The following is a 15,795-nucleotide window of genomic DNA, read 5'->3' as shown; positions in this document are numbered from 1 at the left end:
AAAACTTCTTACGCGAATGTCTTTTTGAATGCTTTGATCGCTTCGTCTAGGCTGTCACCTTCAGGAAGTTTACCAGTCGTTTTGATTGCATCAAGAACGTCTTTAGAGTTTGCTTCCATATGAGCGTAAAGCGCTTCTTCAAAGCGGTTTACATCTTCAACAGCTACATCATCGATGTAACCACGAGTCAATGCATAAAGGATAGCAACTTGGTGCTCAACTTTTAGTGGTTTGTGAAGTCCTTGCTTAAGTACTTCAACTGTACGTGCACCACGGTTAAGTTTTGCTTGAGTTGCTTTATCAAGGTCAGATCCGAACTGAGCGAATGCTTCTAGTTCACGGTATGAAGCAAGGTCTAGACGAAGTGTACCAGATACTTTACTCATCGCTTTGATCTGAGCCGCTCCCCCTACACGAGAAACGGAGATACCTGCGTTGATCGCCGGACGAACTCCGGAGAAGAACAAGTCAGATTGTAAGAAGATCTGTCCGTCTGTGATAGAGATAACGTTTGTTGGAATATAAGCAGATACGTCAGATGCTTGCGTTTCAATGAACGGAAGCGCTGTGATCGATCCGCCACCTAGCTCGTCATTCAACTTCGCTGCACGCTCTAACAAGCGAGAGTGAAGGTAGAATACGTCCCCTGGATAAGCTTCGCGGCCTGGAGGACGACGAAGTAGCAAGGAAAGCTCACGGTATGCAGCAGCTTGCTTAGAAAGATCATCATAGATGATCAATACGTGCTTGCCAGCCCACATGAATTCTTCAGCCATAGATACCCCAGCATAAGGAGCTAGGAACAACATTGGTGCAGGTTGAGAAGCTGATGCTGATACAACGATCGTGTAATCAAGCGCTCCGTGTGCACGAAGTGTTTCTACAACGCCCGCAACTGTTGATTCTTTTTGACCGATCGCTACATAGATACAGATCATATCTTGATCTTTTTGGTTAAGGATCGTATCGATCGCTACAGCTGTTTTACCTGTTTGACGGTCACCGATGATAAGCTCACGTTGTCCACGTCCGATTGGCACAAGTGCGTCAATCGCTTTGATACCTGTTTGAAGCGGCTCATGTACCGATTTACGAGCCATTACGCCTGGAGCTTTTTGCTCGATAGGACGTGTTTTTGTAGTAGCAATCGGACCTTTGCCATCGATAGGCTGTCCAAGAGGGTTAACTACACGGCCAAGAAGCTCTTCACCTACAGGAACTTCCATGATACGTCCTGTACGTTTTACTTCGTCACCTTCACGAATTTCTTGGTAAGGCCCAAGAATGATGATACCTACGTTGTTTTCTTCAAGGTTTTGGGCCATACCCATTACACCGTTAGAAAATTCAACTAGCTCACCAGCCATAACGTTATCTAATCCATGGGCACGGGCAATACCGTCACCGACCTGGATAACTGTACCCACATCATTAACTTCGATCTCAGATTGATAGTTTTCAATCTGTTTTTTAATTAAAGCACTGATTTCTTCAGCTTTAATGCTCATGAATTTCACCCCTATCCTCTCAGCTTCCGTTAGAAGCTAATTGACGTTCCATTCGATTCAACTTTCCGCTGATGCTTCCGTCAAAAATACGGTTGCCAATGCGGATCTTAATTCCTCCAACAAGAGAAGAATCTACAATATTATTAATGCGCAACGCTCTTTTGCCGACTCGGGCAGCAAACGTTTGCTCCAACTTCTGTATCTCTGAGTCTGATAAAGGACGTACAGAATATACATTTGCGTCGGCAATGCCTTGTGCTTCATTTGCTAATTCAATGAACTGCGCTGCCATCTCTGTGATGTATGTGTAACGGTTGCGGTCTACCATCAGATAGATCGTGTTCATTACAGCAGTAGAAAGTTCAGCTCCAACGCTCTCTTTGATCAAAGCTTTCTTTTGATCTTTTGATACTTTTGGATGTGATAGAACTTTTTGAAGATCTTTGTTGATCTCCAGTACGTTCTTTACAAGACGCAATTCTGAAACTGTATCTTCAAGTTTCGTAACACCAACTACTTCAAATAGTGCTAATGCATAACGTTTTGCTACGATTGCTTGATCTTTGCTCATCGAGACTCGCCTACCTCTTGAAGGTATTCGTTAATAAGCTTCTCCTGAGAGCTCTCATCAAGTTCTTTTGCAATAACTTTAGAAGCGATCTTAACGGATAGAGCAGCAACTTCTTGACGAAGTGTAGCAACCGCTTTTTCTTTTTCAGAAGCGATCTCAGCTAATGCAGCTTCTTTCACACGCTCAGCTTCATCACGAGATGCTTTAATAATTGCTTCACCTTGTGCTTCGCCTTGCTTTTTAGCATTGTCGATAATAGACTTTGCTTCTTCTTTTGCTTTCTTCAACTCAGCAACTTGAGATTCAAGATAGCTCTTAGCTTCTTGACGGGATTTTTCAGCCGCATCAATTTCGCTGTTGATATGTGATTGGCGCTCCTTCATGATTCCCATTAACGGGCCCCATGCGAATTTACGCAATAATACTAGTAGAATTAAAAATGCAACTAATTGGTAAAGGATATCACCTGTGTTCAGGCCTTCACCTGCAGCAGCACCTAGAATTAAGTTTTGCACACCATTTCCTCCCTTCAATCAATCATACATAAGGAATGGCGAAGGGTAGTCCCTCTAGGGAAACTTGCTTCGCCATTATAGAAATCGTAATAAACAGTGGTTGTTTTAAGGATTAAGAACCAAGCGCGATGAACGCGATAACCACACCGATGATTGGAAGTGCCTCAACTAATGCAACCCCGATGAACATTGTTGTTTGAAGAGTACCACGTAGTTCTGGTTGACGAGCGATCCCCTCAACTGTACGTCCTACGATTAAACCGTTACCAATACCAGCACCAAGTGCCGCTAGACCTACCGCGATTGCAGCTGCAATAAGATTCATGATAAAATTTCTCCCTTCTGAATTCCCTTAAAGTTTTTATGAAAATGGGCTTCTTTTTATAGAAGCTTGATATTTCCTAAAGATTAGTGATCGTGACTTACTTTATGTGCTAAGTAAACCATTGTTAGCATCGTGAAGATAAATGCTTGGATCGCACCAACGAATACTGAGAAGCCTTGCCACACGATTAGTGGGAAGATTCCAAGTACGCCAGCAAAAATACCCATCTTAGTCAAACCTACCAATAGACCTAAAAGCATCTCACCTGCAAAGATGTTACCGTAAAGACGAAGACCAAGCGTTAATGTGTTCGCAAACTCTTCAATAATCTTTAATGGGAACAAGAACTTCATCGGCTTGAAGAATTCAGCTCCATATTCCTTGACCCCTTTCATTCTCACACCGTAATAGTGTGATAGCGCCACTACCATAACTGCTAGAGTCAAAGTAATAGTTGGGTCTGCAGTAGGGGATTTCCACCATAGATTATGGTCGACTACTACTGCAAAAGGTAATCCCAGCATGTTGGCAACGAAAATGTACATGATTAATGTAAGTCCTAAAGCTAAAAAGCGTCCGCCCGTATGCCAATCCATTGTGCTGTTGATGATTCCTTTTACGAAATCGACTACCCATTCAAGGAAGTTTTGCATTCCTCCTGGTCGCATTGACAGGGTTCGAGTAGCGAGTACCGCAATAAGGAAAACAATAACGGATGAAACTGTGATCATCAGTACGTTTGACATATTAAACGTCAAACCTAGAAAATCTTTTGTAACTGCACCATGTTCCACCTATGTTCACCTCTTTTCCTTTGGAGTACGTGTAACTTGAGTTAGTGAATCTATTAACATGATAATGTAGACTGACATCAATCCCACTACCACACTTAATAAATGAAAATGTTCCGGGTATTTCATCGCGATGAGCACCGCTAACCCTGCAAAGAGGAGCCTAGAAAGTGAACCGAGTGTTTTCACTCTTTTCTGCTGAATCACTGCTTGGCCCATGCGGTCAATCTTTGAATACATGCTCCAAAGATTGTAGAGGCTAAAAGCAGTTCCTAGAGCTAGTCCTAAAAAGATAGCTTTGTAAGGAGTGACAGCATAACCGACGAAAAAAAGAGAGAGAAGATATAATGTGTACTTTATGTATTTGAAAAACACCGATTTGTACTCATTCATCATTGCCCGTCCCCTGAAAACTTCGATATTAAGCGGATCATCCCGTAAACACCTGTTCCAAGACCTAGAAACAACCCGATGATAAGGAAGATTGGAAATTCATTGCCGACTTTCTCGTCCAGCCATTTCCCTCCAAAAAGTCCAACTAAGATACATCCAACAAGCTGAGAAAGAATGCCAGACATTAAAGCCATCGCTTTATAAGGGCGTTTCCCGTTGCTCATATCGTATGGACTCCTTCCTTCTGGAAATTTGGTAATAATTTTCTTGAAAACCCTTGTAAACACAAGAATGTAAACCTTACCATATTCCCTTTGTAAGAATACAATAGTGCCATTTCTATGTCAACGACTTCCGGGACGGTTTATTAAATAAATTGTGGAAATTTTGTGGCTTGTTTCAATGGTTTATTATTCACTTTGTTTACTACTTTTGCCTGCAGTTTCCATATTCCTGAATAAAACACCCTATTTGATAAATACTTACATTAAATATATGGAAGGAGCTTGTTCGACATGAAACAAAAAATATTTATTTTCTTTGCGTTGACCGGAATTTTGGTAGCTGGCGGCTGCATGAATAATGACAAAAAGCCTACAGAAGAATCTACAGATATGAGAAATAATGTGGAAAACGAGCGTACAAAACCATTGAATGTTCAGTATAATGACCAGACGCCGTCAGAAGATTTAAATTCATCTGTGACACAAAAAGACTATGCAAAATGGGGGAAGATGGCTCTAGCCGAAACGAAAAAGAAATATCCGAACAGTGATGTGAGTGATTATCAATATGACACACGCCGTGTGAGCCCGGATGGTACTATCTCAGATTTCTTTGATTTCACGGTGGATGAAAACGGAAAGAAACGATTAGTAAAAGTTGGCGTGATGCATACCGATGAGGAACTTGTGGATATGAAGGTTGAAGAGTTAAATTGATTTTAGGTTAGTTAGTGGACCAGGAAGAGTTATGAACGTTGATGTATAGGCGTGTTAAGGCTGACGACGGAAATTTGTCAGCTTTTTTGCTGTTTTTACGGTACGTGTTTTTATTTTTCTTACACGTTCACCGATAAACATCTAGTTTCCACCCGTAAATGATCGCTGACCACCTGAGATTAGCCTGTTTTCACCTGTAACCGCACCTCGACCACCTGAAAACTCGTCCACACCACCGCTAAACACGTTTTTCAATAAAAAAACTGACCCCGCACAGGCAATTTCACCTCTGCAAGAGTCAGTTTTATCTTTTTCATCTTATTTTGTTCCGAACAAACGGTCTCCAGCGTCGCCTAGACCTGGAACGATGTAACCATGGTCGTTTAATTTTTCATCAAGTGCTGCTAAGAAAATATCAACGTCAGGGTGCTCGTCCTGGATCACTTTAACACCTTCTGGAGCTGCCACTAAACACATAAGCTTAATGTTTTTTGCACCGCGTTTCTTGATCGATTCAATCGCTGCTGCTGCAGATCCACCTGTTGCAAGCATCGGATCGATTACGATGAAATCACGCTCTTCTACGTCAGAAGGAAGCTTCACGTAATATTCGATCGGCGTTAGCGTTTCAGGATCACGGTAAAGTCCAACGTGTCCAACTTTTGCTGCTGGAATAAGTTTAAGGATTCCGTCTACCATTCCAAGTCCTGCACGAAGGATCGGTACTAGCCCTAACTTTTTCCCAGCGATCGTTTTCATAGTTGCTTCGGCAACCGGCGTTTTCACCGTTACCTCTTGCAATGGAAGATCACGTGTAATTTCAAAAGCCATAAGCCCAGCTACTTCATCAACAAGTTCACGAAATTCTTTCGTACCCGTACGTTCATCACGGATGTATGTTAATTTATGCTGAATTAACGGATGATCAAGGACATATACCTCACTCATGTTTTAAGCACCTCTCCTTATGTAACATTTATTTTCGTTCAAAAAGCATCTCTAGCATTGTACAGAAAAACGACCTTTACTTCAAGGAAAATCAGCACAGAAACGATAGTTTTCTAACTCCAAATTTTACATATAAACTCTTCTACTACTATTCCCTGAATTTAGAGGTGAAATCCTGAAAAAGTTGGCGCGGGTGCAGTACCCATTTGAAGTTTACTGTCCACTTCGGCATAAATACTGTCGACTTTTCGCATTTTACTGTCCACTTCCATCATAATACTGTCCACTTTTCACAATTTACTGTCCACTTCCGTTAAAATACTGTCCACTCAGTTTTTCTGCGCAACAAAAAACACCCACTCCACACGAATGGATGCTTTCACATAATGTTAATTATCCCTATTCTTTCGCTTTCAACTCTGTATAAATAACCAATCTCTCTTCATGTGTGCCTTCATCACGATTAAAGTTACCGGTACACGTGATCAAGTTCAGCTTGCTGCCATACGAATAGTCGAATATTTTATCAACAGGCGCGTTTTTTCTGTCGTATTTTTCTTTTCCTGTTACTTCAAAGGTTAACGTTTTTCCCTCTTTATCCTTAACGATCACTTCATCGCCTTTTTCAAGGTCTTCTAGCTTATAAAACACAGCGGGGCCCGTCTTGCTGTCAACATGCCCTGCCATTACAGCATTTCCTGGTGATCCCGGTTTTGCTCCATCACCAAACCAGCCAACGGTATCCATTCCTTTTGGAACACCCATCTGACCATTTTTTAACGTACCTACTTTTTCGATTTCGGTATTGATTTCTAATGCTGGAATTTCAATCGTAGAAGGTGTGATCCCTTCTGTATCTGCCTTTAACTTTAAGCCTTCAGGCGGTGTTAGTTCCGTTGATGAGGAGTCCACTTCTTCCTGTTGCTCTTGTTTTTTCACAGGTTCCGCAGATTTTTTAGAGCTCTCACTTTTAACTTGTTCTTCTGCATTTGAACAGCCACTTACAATCAACATACTTAACAAAATACTAGAAATGAATTTTTTCATTAAAAACCTTCCTTTCCATCTTCAATAGATAGAAAAGATGGAGGACAGATTCGCCCTCCACTCTTAACCTCTTATCTCTTATACTTAATCTCTTAAGAATGGTTCGTCGCTTTTCTACGAAGAATCATCGCTGTTGTTGCTGAAGCCAAGATCAAGCCGAACATGCTCCAAAGGATAGCGTCAATTGATGTTTGGCTCATTCCGCCCATACCTGTTTTCGGCATATCAGATGGCTTTTGGCCAGCAAACTTATCTGGGAATTGATCAACGATCGCACCAGATAGGGATTGTCCTACTCCGAACATGTGCGCATAAGCTTCAGAGATGTTCTTGTAAGCGGCTGGGTAATCTTTTCCTGTATAACTGTTAAATGCCGCTAGTAATTGGTCGATGTGTACTTTTAATCCTTCTTCTAAATCAGCCGCTTTTAGGCGTCCTTCTGTTGCCGTATCTAAGAATTTAGCTTGTTCCATACGGTACTCATCGAGTTCAGAGATCGCTTGCTTCTTACCTTCTTCATTCTTTTCTGCTGTAGCTGTTACATAGTCAACAAAGTAACCGATGTGGCTGCTCCAGATTTCTTTAAATTGTGCTGCACCTTCTGCACCATATACGGATTCTACAGCTGCTGTGATGTCATCTGTATTTTCGTTCAGTTCAGCTGCCGCTGCTTCAAAGTCTTTAGCACCGTCGATTCCTTTTTGCATCGTTAATGCTGCCAAGGCTGCATGGGCCGAGAACACACTGTTCAAATCAGCACGAAGATCAGCTGCAGGTGTATCTACTGATTTATTTTCAAATTTGTCAGGGAACTGATCCGTGATCGCCCAAGACAAACCTTTACCTGTCATGAACATGTGGTGCATCGCTTCTGAAATGTTGTCATACGCTTTGTCGTAGTCGCCCGTTCTGTAGCTTTCAAACGCCCAGATCAGCTGGTCGATGTGTACTTTTAATCCTTCTTCTAGATCAGCCGCTTTTAATCTACCTTCTGTTGCTTTATCAAGGAAATCCGCTTGCGTTACACGGTACTTATCCAATTCCGCTAATGCTTGCTTTCTTCCTTCTTCGTTGTTTTCAGCAGTTGCTGTTACATAATCTACGAAATAGCCGATGTGGCTGCTCCAAATTTCTTTAAATTGATTGCCAGCTTCTTCTCCATAAACAGATCCAACTGCTTTTGACAGAGCTTCTGTATTTTGGTTCAACTGTCCAGCCGCTGCTTCGAAATCTTCTTTTCCGTCAATTCCTTTTTGCATCGCAACCACTGCTAAGAATGCATGCTCAGAAAGAAGAGTATCAAGTGAAGCGCGTAGATCGATTGCCGGGTTTGTCACTTCTGCTGACATTTGACCTTTGCTGTGACTTTCGTGGCCATGTGCATCTGCCACCGTAAATGTAGGGATTAATAGAGAAACACTTAACGGTACTGCCAAGAGTGCTTTTTTCATTTTCATTTGGAATCTCTCCTTTTTTTGTTTTTTACACTTAGCTAACGGAGAGAGTTTTGATTTGGATCACTTTTTTTAAAAAAGTTTTTGTTTTTTTGTCGAACCTTTGAAAAAGTGTAATTGTTTATTGTAAAAACCGTGCAAAAAAGCCCCTCTAGCCTGCTGACTATAGGAGCTCTAAACGTTTTATTTTATTCGTACAACTTATACTTTCCGGCTAACTTCTCAACACGTGTCTCAGCATTTTTCAACACCGATTCGTCCTCGATGTTTTTTAACACAGACGCCATGATCGAAGCGATCTCGTCCATATCTTCTTCAACAAAACCACGTGACGTTACCGCAGCTGTTCCAATACGAATACCGCTCGTTACGAACGGGCTTTCTTTATCGAACGGAATCGTGTTCTTATTAACTGTAATTCCGATATCATCCAATGCTTTTTCAGCCACTTTTCCTGTTAGTGCAAGTTCACTCACATTAATCAGAATCAAGTGATTGTCTGTACCATCAGAAACAAGAGTGATGCCTTCTTTTTTCAAAGACTCTGCTAAGCGTTTCGCGTTCTTCACGATCTGCTCTGCGTAGCTTTTGAACTCATCTGTTAATACTTCCCCAAAGGATACCGCTTTTGCTGCGATAACATGCATTAAAGGACCACCTTGGATGCCTGGGAAGATCGATTTATCAATTTTTTTCGCGAACTCTTCTTTACAAAGAATCATACCGCCGCGAGGGCCGCGAAGTGTTTTATGTGTAGTCGTTGTTACAAAATCTGCATAAGGAACTGGATTCTGGTGAAGACCTGCTGCAACTAAACCTGCAATGTGGGCCATATCAACCATTAGGTAAGCTTCAACTTCATCAGCGATCTCGCGGAACTTAGCAAAATCGATTGCACGCGGATACGCGCTCGCTCCTGCTACGATCAGCTTTGGACGGTGCTCTAGTGCTTTTTGACGAACATCTTCATAATCGATAACATTCTTCTCTGCATCTACGCCATATTCCACAAAGTTATATTGAATGCCAGAAAAGTTAACGGCACTTCCGTGTGTTAAGTGACCGCCATGAGAAAGGTTCATACCCAATACGGTGTCGCCTTGCTCGAGGATCGTAAAGTATACAGCCATGTTTGCTTGTGCACCTGAGTGAGGTTGTACGTTAGCGTGTTCAGCACCGAAGATTTCCTTCGCGCGGTCTCTCGCTAGGTTTTCAACTACATCCACGTGTTCACATCCGCCATAATAGCGTTTGGACGGGTAGCCTTCTGCATATTTATTCGTAAGTACAGAGCCTTGTGCTTCCATTACGGCTTGACTTACAAAGTTTTCAGAAGCAATCAATTCGATTTTCGTACGCTGGCGGTGCAATTCATCCATGATGGATTGGTAGACTTCTTGATCAGCTGTTTTCAAATGGTTCAATTTCGCTTCCCCCTTACCTTATGTGAAAAATGATTATGATTGTAACATACCCCTCTATCTTACACGTTAAGACTGTAAGTTGTAAGAGGAAATGCACAAGTGTGAAAATTCATTTTATTTAAAAGGGATGAACATGGTATGATGATACATAATAGAGAGAAAGAGCTATTTATAAGGGGTGTTATCAACATGATGAAAAAGTGGTTTGGAGCGAGTCTCCTTGTACTTGTACTAGCTTTGGCAGGCTGCAGCGAAGAAAAAGCTAAGCCTGAAGCTAAGGAAAAAGTAGAAAAAACAGATAACGAAGATCAAAATACAACAGATGATTTGGCTGGTCAACAAGCTGAGATCATTAAGAACATGGAAGAAAAAGCGGTTCAGTTAGATCCAAAAGCACTTGAAGCAGACCCAAAAGCATACGAAGAAAAAATCATTAAAGCTACGGGGAAAGTGCTAACAGATAACGAAAAAGGAATGGGCTCAAGCTTTGAATTCCAAGTTGGAGAAACAAAATTTAGAGTGATGAACTTTACGATGGGCAGCGGTTTTGAAAAAGGTTCTGAGGTCACAGTATTCGGCAATGTTAAGACAGGTAAGGATGCTAAGACTGGCCTTCCGCTGATCAACGCAACATATATGGAATAAGAAACAAAGAGCGGGATTATTCCCCGCTCTCTTTTTTATGCTTATTTTGAAAATCATGAAGTGCCTTATATTGCGTTTGCATCGTGTCTGATAGAGACTGATAAAGTTGAAACAGATCTTTATAGACGTTTTCGTAATCGGGATTAGGCATGATTTCTTGGTAATGCTTCGTCTCAACGGGTGCTTCTTCTAATATTTTTGTTTCCCCTATCGCGTATCGGCCGAGCAAGACCGCACCTAAGCACGAACTCTCCGTATGTTCAGGAATACTCACTTTCGTCTGAAAAATATCTGCTAAGATCTGTTTCCAAAGCGGCGAGTTCGTAAAGCCTCCTGTTGCAAAGATCTTCACTTCCCTTTTCCCCACTTGGCTCTTAATGAGAGAGTAAACACTAAACAAGTTAAGAATCGATCCCTCAAGCACCGCCCGCACCATATGATTGTGATTATGACGAAGCGTCAGACCGATAAATGATGCTTTTGCTTGTGCATCCCATAACGGTGCTCGTTCTCCAGTTAGATAAGGCAGAAAGATTAAGCCCTCTGCACCAGGCTGAATCTGTTCGGCATCTTTAGACAGCTTTTCATATGCCGCACTATCATCCTCTTTTTGCAAAGTATCATGAATCCATTGAAACGCGATTCCTCCATTGTTAACCGGGCCCCCTGAAACCCAATGATTCTCCGTAAGCGGGTAACAGAACGTGCGACCCTCTGTATCGAGGATCGGTGTAGGTGATGTGGTTCGAATCGCACCGCTCGTCCCTATCGTTACTGCCACATCACCAGGTGATATCGCACCAACACCTAGGTTGGACAACGGACCATCCGTCGCACCGATCACGACTTTTACAGAAGAAGCAAGACCTGATTTCTTTGCAAGAACATCAGACAGCTCTCCCCAATAATAGGTGGTGCTTTGAAGAATTGGAAGTTTGCCTGGTGAGATACCTGCAAGTTTCAATGCTTCTTTATCCCACGTTTTTGTATGCATGTTCCAAAGACCAGTTGCTGCAGCTGACGCATGATCCGTCTGCCACTCATTGAACCATCGGAACAGTATGTAATCTTTAATTCCAACAAACTTTTCTGCTTTTTGAAAAATATCGGGACGTTCATTTTTTAACCATTGCAATTTAAAAAGTGGTGTCATCGGATGAAGCGGGACACCGGTACGTTTATAAAGTTCGACCGCAGTTTCACCGTAATCTGATTTATAAGCTGCTACATACGGCTCACTTCGGATATCAGCCCATGTGATGCTATTCGTTAGTGGCTTACCTTCTGAATCCACTGCAATTAATGAATGCATAGCAGTGCTAAAAGAAATAAAACCGATCCTTTCCGCTAGATCTCCACTTTTTCGCACCGTTTCTCTTAATGATTCATTCACTGCTTCATAAATTTCATCCGGCTTCTGTTCGGCAGCCCCTGGCTCTTCCGACAGCAACGGATAATTTTTCGAATGATGAGCAACAGCCGCTCCATTTTCATCAAAAAGAACAACCTTTGTACTCGTTGTCCCGATATCTATTCCGATCGCATAATTTCTCAAGATCTCTTTCTCCTTTCACATAAAAAAGGAAGCAGCTCTAGTATGCCCTTCCTAAACAACACGTCATTCTACATCGCCTTTTTTATCATACTATTCAGACCAGAAAGAATCACTTAATATAGATGTAAAATGAATGGTTCCTTTTTTGGGAAGTCAGATTAGAGGAGATGGATAACGTGACTAGTTTTAGAATTCGCCCTGTCGTTTTGGAGGATTTAGATCAGTTGAAGGGTTTGATGCATCGTTACATTGTTGATTTTTATAAAGGAAAAACGCCTGAGGGATCAAAGTTGGAGGATCATATCAAGCATCTGCTTTCTTCAGAGGAAGCAGGAACTCAGTTTGTAGCTGAGACAAAGAATGGCAGATTAGCTGGATTCGCAACACTCTACTTTTCGTTCAGCACGACTCGTTTACAGAAAATCGCCATATTAAACGATCTTTTTGTAGATGCGGAATTTCGTGGTGCCGGTTTAGGGGAGGAGCTGTTTCTGCATGTGCTGGAATACACGAAAAAGGAAGGCTATGCGTACATGACGTGGCAAACGGCGGTCGATAACACATCGGCTCAAGCACTTTATAAGAAGATGGGTGGAAAAAACATCAATTCAGAGTGGATTCATTACGAGATTGAACATAACTAGAGAGATAGAGAGCATAGCGAGTGCCAAGAAGCCGCTTAACAGGGGCTTGTTAACCGTAATCCAACACAAAGTGGCGGTGAATCCACGAGTTTCAGCTTGGAATCCACGAGTTTGGGTGGTTTATCCACGAGTTTTGCCTTTGAATCCAAAAGTTTTGGAAGTTTATCCACGAGTCTACAATCTTCGACACGTTACGACAGTCTCACTTCATCGCCCCGCACATCACAAAACATCACAACACTACAGAAAAAAGCCCTCACCAGGAGGGCTTTCCACATCTAGAAACAACGTATGTCTTCTTTACTCGGATAAACTGCACGTTCGCCGCCAATTAACTTCGGACGTGTCTTCGCCAACGTCACGTGTGCGGCGCCGACCTTTTTCACTTCACTGCGAACCGGTACGGCCACATGCTTCAAGTGCATACCAATAAAGGTGTCACCGATGTCGATGCCTGCGTCGGCTTTTATATATTCAACGATCACGGGTTCATTCATATGGTGGTAGGCGTGTGTTGCCAAAGCACCTCCAGCTGATCGTGCTGGAACGACCCGCACTTCTTCATAGCCTCGTCGTTCAGCTTCTTCGCGCTCGATAACAAGCGCACGGTTCAAGTGCTCACAGCATTGCACGGCAAGTGCCACGCCCGTTTCCTCTTGAAACGCTACGATACCTCGGTAAAGTGCACCCGCTGTATCCATCGTGCCTGATGTGCCAATTCGTTCACCAATTACTTCGCTTGTGCTTGCGCCTACTACTAATAATTGAGACGGTCTTAATTGTGCATGCTTTTGCAGATCTTGCAAAACATTCAGGACTTGGTCTTGAATTTGTTGGAGCTCATCGCTCATGAGATGGTCTTCCCTTCATTTTATGGGTTTATAGCTTTAGGCTATTGGCCTTCATATTGAGAGATTTTATCTACACGGCGACCGTGACGTCCGCCTTCATATTCTGTCGTCAGCCATACTTTTGCGATTTCAAGTGCGAGACCCGGCCCGATGACACGTTCACCCATTGCAAGTACATTGCTGTCATTATGCTGTCTTGTAGCTTTAGCGCTGAATAGATCATGAACAAGCGCACAACGGATTCCTTTAACTTTGTTCGCTGCAATGCTCATTCCAATGCCCGTACCGCAGATTAGAATTCCGCGATCAGCTTCACCGTTGGCTACTTTTTCTGCTACAGGAATCGCATAGTCTGGATAGTCTACAGATGTGTCGCATTCACAGCCAACATCCTCCACTTGCATACCCAGCTCTTCAATCATGCTGATGATTTCTTTTCTTAATTCAACTCCGGCGTGATCTGATCCAATTGCTACTTTCATGTTGTGTGCACCTGCTCTCTCATACTTTTTTTCATTATATGCTCTTCCAATTACCCGTTCAATGTGACTGCTAGGCAATTTAGAACAGCCTTACCTCATTTTGTCCTACTACTTCTTGCTATCGTCTTTTTTCATTAATTTTTCAATAAGAACTTCAATTTCGTCTCTTGTTTCTTGATAAAGATGAAGCGGTCCACCGAACGGATCTGTAATGTCTAGAGAAGGGATTTCACTCTCTAACTTCATCCTTCTTTCAACGAGGGGCCTTACTTCTCTTTCAAACGCCTGTCTTACTTCTTCATCTGCAGAGTCCTTTGACATATACTGAAGCTTCAGCATCTCGATCTCTGTATAGAGCTCATAGATCTCTTCAATCTTTTTCTGCTCATCGTCGTCGAGAACATACTCTTTTAATGTATACGTCTTATTTACCGCATCTGGCCAGCGTCCGACGAGCGCATGTTTATGGCTCTCGGTCATCGTTAAGATAAGATCTGCCCACTCGATCAAATAATCGGACACACCTTGCGACTGATGACTTTCTTTAATACTTCTTTCCGAAAGAGCTTGTGTCGCATTCGAACTCATCACGGCACCGTTTCCAGCAAATACACCAGCTGATTTAACGTTGAATTTCCCTTTTCCTTTTTTGCGTAAAATGGCCTCAGCCATCGGACTGCGACACGTATTGCCTGTACAAATAAATAAAACATTCATGGTGAATTCACCTCATATTCTATCTTTCCCTATTTTACTATAGGTTAACGCTCTTACTAGTAAGTATATCATCGGATTAGTGAATAAAAAAATGCCTGTTTTTCGTATTCGAAGTAGTTTTGTAAGTTGTTTCTCTCCGTTCCAGGTTGCTTCGCTTTCCGCGGGGCGGGCGGTGAGCCCCTTGCCGCTTTGCGCCTCTAAGGGTCTCACCTGTCCCACTCGTCCCGCAGGAGTCTCGCAACCTTCCACTCCGATCAACCTCTCAATGGGAGAAACACTCCAGAGAATAACAGCAATGATAGCATTTAGAACGGAAACAGAATCTTCACCCCAAAAGCAAGGAGGATGCATCCGCCTAACGCTTCACCATAGGAACCGAGCCACTTCTGTACTTTTTTTCCCATGATCAATCCAGCCCACGTTAAGACCATGCTCATGAGACCAAACATCGTAATCGTAAGCCACGTTTTTGCTCCATAGATACCTAGTGATAATCCCACTGAAAAACTATCTAACGAGGCGCTTAGCGCAAAGACGAAGAGCCCAATACCGATCGGCTGTACGAACGGTTCATCATCATTTGAAAACGAAGACCGAATCATCGTTACACCCAGTATGACAAGCAGAATTCCACCGATGATGGCTGCTATACCGCCAAAATGAACAGAGATCTGTTTACCGAGCGTCATTCCTGCAAGTGGCATGAGCATATGAAAGATTCCTATCGTAATTCCTATTTTCATAATTTGTCTTATGCGAAGCGATAACATCCCCATCCCTAGGCCGATCGAAAAAGCGTCCATACCTAGCGCAACTGACATAAATAACAGTGTCATCCATTCTCCCATGGTTGCCAAATACTTCCCACTCCCTTAAACCATCATACTTTCAGACTATGCATGTCTACTTTTAAAAAGACTAAAAACCATACAAGCTGTTGGAAGAATGAAAAAATGGAACTCTTTACCGCTTTAGAGGAAGGGA

Annotated in this window: 19 protein-coding genes; 3 read left to right on the top strand and 16 right to left on the bottom strand. The window is 42.5% G+C overall.

The window, feature by feature from the left end; genetic code table 11:
* Positions 1 to 8 precede the first annotated feature (8 nt).
* From atpA to ACFS5O_RS05025, 7 genes are all read right to left on the bottom strand, one after another.
* A complete protein-coding gene (gene atpA / locus ACFS5O_RS05055) occupies positions 9 to 1,508 on the bottom strand; it encodes a F0F1 ATP synthase subunit alpha (RefSeq protein WP_066398939.1) in 1,500 nt (499 codons plus the stop codon).
* A gap of 19 nt (positions 1,509 to 1,527) precedes the next feature.
* Complete coding sequence (locus ACFS5O_RS05050) at positions 1,528 to 2,079, bottom strand: F0F1 ATP synthase subunit delta (protein ID WP_205724944.1); 552 nt, start codon at positions 2,077 to 2,079, stop codon at positions 1,528 to 1,530.
* Positions 2,076 to 2,594 (bottom strand): F0F1 ATP synthase subunit B, encoded by a 519-nt coding sequence (gene atpF, locus ACFS5O_RS05045; protein WP_197195284.1) that lies wholly within the window; start codon positions 2,592 to 2,594, stop codon positions 2,076 to 2,078. Before atpF ends, ACFS5O_RS05050 begins: the two co-directional genes overlap by 4 nt.
* A 112-nt stretch (positions 2,595 to 2,706) precedes the next feature.
* Positions 2,707 to 2,919 (bottom strand): F0F1 ATP synthase subunit C, encoded by a 213-nt coding sequence (atpE, locus tag ACFS5O_RS05040; RefSeq protein ID WP_066244772.1) that lies wholly within the window; start codon positions 2,917 to 2,919, stop codon positions 2,707 to 2,709.
* An 83-nt stretch (positions 2,920 to 3,002) separates the two neighbouring features.
* Entirely contained in the window at positions 3,003 to 3,713 is a 711-nt protein-coding gene (gene atpB / locus ACFS5O_RS05035) for a F0F1 ATP synthase subunit A (protein WP_205724943.1), read from the bottom strand.
* Between the two features lie 6 nt (positions 3,714 to 3,719).
* A complete protein-coding gene (locus ACFS5O_RS05030) occupies positions 3,720 to 4,106 on the bottom strand; it encodes an ATP synthase subunit I (RefSeq protein ID WP_144696912.1) in 387 nt (128 codons plus the stop codon).
* The gene (locus tag ACFS5O_RS05025) at positions 4,103 to 4,327 is read right to left on the bottom strand and encodes an AtpZ/AtpI family protein (RefSeq protein WP_066244770.1); all 225 of its coding nucleotides are present in this window, start codon (positions 4,325 to 4,327) and stop codon (positions 4,103 to 4,105) included. The genes ACFS5O_RS05030 and ACFS5O_RS05025 overlap by 4 nt, the downstream gene beginning before the upstream one ends.
* Positions 4,328 to 4,618: 291 nt before the next feature.
* On the opposite strand from ACFS5O_RS05025, the gene ACFS5O_RS05020 reads away from it, so the two are divergent.
* Complete coding sequence (locus ACFS5O_RS05020; RefSeq protein WP_205724942.1) at positions 4,619 to 5,044, top strand: DUF3889 domain-containing protein; 426 nt, start codon at positions 4,619 to 4,621, stop codon at positions 5,042 to 5,044.
* A 318-nt stretch (positions 5,045 to 5,362) separates the two neighbouring features.
* Here the strand turns inward: ACFS5O_RS05020 and upp are convergent, their stop codons facing one another.
* The 4 genes from upp to ACFS5O_RS05000 form a co-directional block, all read right to left on the bottom strand.
* On the bottom strand, positions 5,363 to 5,992 hold the full coding sequence (upp, locus tag ACFS5O_RS05015) for a uracil phosphoribosyltransferase (protein ID WP_066398955.1): 630 nt from the start codon (positions 5,990 to 5,992) through the stop codon (positions 5,363 to 5,365).
* 399 nt (positions 5,993 to 6,391) lie between these two features.
* On the bottom strand, positions 6,392 to 7,039 hold the full coding sequence (locus ACFS5O_RS05010; protein WP_205724941.1) for a class F sortase: 648 nt from the start codon (positions 7,037 to 7,039) through the stop codon (positions 6,392 to 6,394).
* Between the two features lie 92 nt (positions 7,040 to 7,131).
* Positions 7,132 to 8,496, bottom strand: a complete 1,365-nt coding sequence (locus tag ACFS5O_RS05005; RefSeq protein ID WP_205724940.1) for a copper amine oxidase — start codon at positions 8,494 to 8,496, stop codon at positions 7,132 to 7,134.
* Positions 8,497 to 8,681: 185 nt separating this feature from the next.
* Entirely contained in the window at positions 8,682 to 9,917 is a 1,236-nt protein-coding gene (locus ACFS5O_RS05000) for a serine hydroxymethyltransferase (protein WP_205724939.1), read from the bottom strand.
* A 189-nt stretch (positions 9,918 to 10,106) separates the two neighbouring features.
* Here ACFS5O_RS05000 and ACFS5O_RS04995 point away from each other — a divergent pair, with 189 nt between their 5' ends.
* On the top strand, positions 10,107 to 10,562 hold the full coding sequence (locus ACFS5O_RS04995; RefSeq protein WP_205724938.1) for a hypothetical protein: 456 nt from the start codon (positions 10,107 to 10,109) through the stop codon (positions 10,560 to 10,562).
* Between the two features lie 16 nt (positions 10,563 to 10,578).
* Here the strand turns inward: ACFS5O_RS04995 and ACFS5O_RS04990 are convergent, their stop codons facing one another.
* Complete coding sequence (locus ACFS5O_RS04990) at positions 10,579 to 12,117, bottom strand: gluconokinase (RefSeq protein ID WP_318300100.1); 1,539 nt, start codon at positions 12,115 to 12,117, stop codon at positions 10,579 to 10,581.
* A gap of 167 nt (positions 12,118 to 12,284) precedes the next feature.
* Between ACFS5O_RS04990 and ACFS5O_RS04985 the strand changes: the two genes are divergently transcribed.
* Entirely contained in the window at positions 12,285 to 12,761 is a 477-nt protein-coding gene (locus tag ACFS5O_RS04985) for a GNAT family N-acetyltransferase (protein ID WP_205724937.1), read from the top strand.
* Between the two features lie 278 nt (positions 12,762 to 13,039).
* Here ACFS5O_RS04985 and ACFS5O_RS04980 read toward each other — a convergent pair whose 3' ends face one another.
* The 4 genes from ACFS5O_RS04980 to ACFS5O_RS04965 all read right to left on the bottom strand — a co-directional run bounded on the left by ACFS5O_RS04980 (position 13,040) and on the right by ACFS5O_RS04965 (position 15,659).
* Positions 13,040 to 13,612 carry a TIGR01440 family protein gene (locus ACFS5O_RS04980; protein WP_144696897.1) on the bottom strand — a complete coding sequence of 191 codons (573 nt, stop codon included), beginning with the start codon at positions 13,610 to 13,612 and terminating at the stop codon, positions 13,040 to 13,042.
* Positions 13,613 to 13,653: 41 nt separating this feature from the next.
* Positions 13,654 to 14,094 (bottom strand): ribose 5-phosphate isomerase B, encoded by a 441-nt coding sequence (rpiB, locus tag ACFS5O_RS04975; protein ID WP_066398975.1) that lies wholly within the window; start codon positions 14,092 to 14,094, stop codon positions 13,654 to 13,656.
* Positions 14,095 to 14,202: 108 nt separating this feature from the next.
* Positions 14,203 to 14,811, bottom strand: a complete 609-nt coding sequence (locus ACFS5O_RS04970) for a low molecular weight protein arginine phosphatase (RefSeq protein ID WP_066398977.1) — start codon at positions 14,809 to 14,811, stop codon at positions 14,203 to 14,205.
* A gap of 305 nt (positions 14,812 to 15,116) precedes the next feature.
* Positions 15,117 to 15,659: a manganese efflux pump MntP gene (locus tag ACFS5O_RS04965; protein ID WP_318300146.1), complete on the bottom strand. Its 543-nt coding sequence runs from the start codon at positions 15,657 to 15,659 to the stop codon at positions 15,117 to 15,119.
* Between the last annotated feature and the right edge of the window lie 136 nt (positions 15,660 to 15,795).

The organism is Fictibacillus nanhaiensis (assembly GCF_042686385.1).
Taxonomy (GTDB): domain Bacteria; phylum Bacillota; class Bacilli; order Bacillales; family Fictibacillaceae; genus Fictibacillus; species Fictibacillus nanhaiensis.
Note: the sequence above shows the minus strand (reverse complement) of the source record. Positions and strands in the feature narration are given on the sequence as shown.